The sequence below is a fragment of the Streptomyces sp. CO7 genome, assembly GCF_053474865.1.
Window position 1 is genome coordinate 30351 of record NZ_JBRIOU010000003.1, and the last position, 2055, is coordinate 32405.

General features: G+C 68.0%; 2 protein-coding genes. Both read left to right on the plus strand.

Annotated elements, in window-relative coordinates:
* Window positions 1-122 precede the first annotated feature (122 nt).
* The gene (locus tag ACOV8S_RS09975) at window positions 123-701 is read left to right on the plus strand and encodes a TerD family protein (RefSeq protein WP_448317439.1); all 579 of its coding nucleotides are present in this window, start codon (window positions 123-125) and stop codon (window positions 699-701) included.
* Window positions 702-801: 100 nt separating this feature from the next.
* Window positions 802-1938 (plus strand): DUF475 domain-containing protein, encoded by a 1137-nt coding sequence (locus tag ACOV8S_RS09980; RefSeq protein WP_448317440.1) that lies wholly within the window; start codon window positions 802-804, stop codon window positions 1936-1938.
* Window positions 1939-2055 lie beyond the last annotated feature (117 nt).

The window sequence follows — 2055 nt, forward strand, 5'->3', positions numbered from 1 at the left end:
GGCGGGTCCGGGGGCCGGGTGACGGCTCGCGGGTCCGTGGGGGCGGCACTGCTGTGAACCCGGCCGCTCGCCGGCTGCCCGCTCGGCAGCCGTCATCCGTACGACAAGGGGAGGATCCGTTCATGGGCGTCACGCTCGCCAAGGGAGGCAACGTCTCCCTCTCGAAAGCCGCCCCCAACCTCACCAAGGTGACGGTCGGGCTCGGCTGGGACGCGCGCTCCACCACCGGGGCGCCCTTCGACCTCGACGCCAGCGCCCTGGTCTGCGGCGCGGGCGGCCGCATCCTCGGGGACGAGTGGTTCGTCTTCTACAACCAGCTCTCCAGCCCGGACGGTTCGGTGACCCACACGGGCGACAACCTGACCGGCGAGGGGGACGGCGACGACGAGTCGATCGTCGTGGACCTGCCCCAGGTGCCGGCGCAGTGCGAGCGGATCGTCTTCCCCGTGTCCATCCACGAGGCGGACCTGCGCGGCCAGAGCTTCGGCCAGGTCTCCAACGCCTTCATCCGGGTGGTCAACGAGGCCGACGGCCAGGAGCTGGCCCGCTACGACCTCTCCGAGGACGCCTCCACCGAGACGGCGATGATCTTCGGCGAGCTGTACCGGTACCGGGGCGAGTGGAAGTTCCGCGCGGTCGGCCAGGGGTACGCGTCGGGTCTGCGCGGCATCGCGCTCGACCACGGGGTCGCCGTCTCCTGAGCCCCGGGCGTCACAGGAACGCGACACGACCCTAGACTTCGGGTCAACGAAGAGTAAAGCCGGGTGCGGGGCGGTCCCCCGCCACATGATGGGGTAGCCAGTGGTACTCAAAACCTTCGGCTGGTCGTTCGCGGTCACCGCGCTCGGCCTGGTCGTAGCGGTCATCTACGGGGGATGGACGGCCTTCGGCGTCGTTGCCATCCTGTCCATCCTCGAGATCTCGTTGTCCTTCGACAACGCGGTGGTCAACGCCGGAATCCTCAAGAAGATGAGCCCGTTCTGGCAGCGCATCTTCCTGACCATCGGCATCCTGATCGCCGTCTTCGGCATGCGGCTGGTCTTCCCCGTCGTCATCGTCGCCATCAGCGCCAAGCTCGGCCCCATCGAGGCCGTCGACCTGGCGTTGAACAACAAGGACCTCTACGAGCAGTACGTGACGGACGCCCACCCGGCGATCGCCGCGTTCGGCGGTATGTTCCTGCTGATGATCTTCCTCGACTTCATCTTCGAGGACCGGGACATCAAGTGGCTGGCCTGGCTGGAGCGCCCGCTCGCCAAGCTCGGCAAGATCGACATGCTGTCGGTCTGCATCGCGCTGATCCTCCTGCTGGTCTCGGCGATGACCTTCGCCACCCACGCCCACACGCACACCGGTCACGCGGACAAGTCCGGCACCGTGATGCTGGCCGGCATCGCCGGTCTGATCACCTACCTGGTGGTCGGCGGTCTCTCCGGCTTCTTCGAGGACAAGCTCGAGGAGGAGGAGGAGCGCGAGCACGAGGCGGAGGAGAAGGCCGCCGCCGAGGGCAAGTCCCGCTCCGCGGTCCAGCTGGTCGGCAAGGCCGCGTTCTTCATGTTCCTCTACCTCGAGGTCCTGGACGCGTCGTTCTCCTTCGACGGCGTCATCGGCGCCTTCGCCATCACCAACGACATCATCCTGATGGCGCTGGGTCTGGGCATCGGCGCCATGTACGTCCGTTCCCTCACCGTGTACCTGGTCCGCCAGGGCACCCTGGACGACTACGTCTACCTGGAGCACGGCGCGCACTACGCGATCGGCGCCCTGGCGGTCATCCTGCTGGTCACCATCCAGTACCAGATCCACGAGATCATCACCGGCCTGATCGGCGTCGTCCTGATCGCGAGCTCGTTCTGGTCCTCGGTCCGCCGCAACCGCAGGCTGGCCGCGGCCGAGGGCGGTTCCGGCGGCAAGACGGAGGTCACCTCCGGGGCGTGAGCCGTGTGACCCCCCTTCGTGCCCGTGTGCGACCCCGCGTGTGACCTTCGCCGCGTGTACCGCACCCCGCACGGAGGGAACGCTCTCAGCGGGGCGGTCGCGGAGGACGGACAGTCC

Coding starts and splice junctions, on each gene's coding strand:
- ACOV8S_RS09975 (WP_448317439.1), top strand. CDS start 123: ATGGGCGTCACGCTCGCCAAGGGAGGCAACGTCTCCCTCTCGAAAGCC.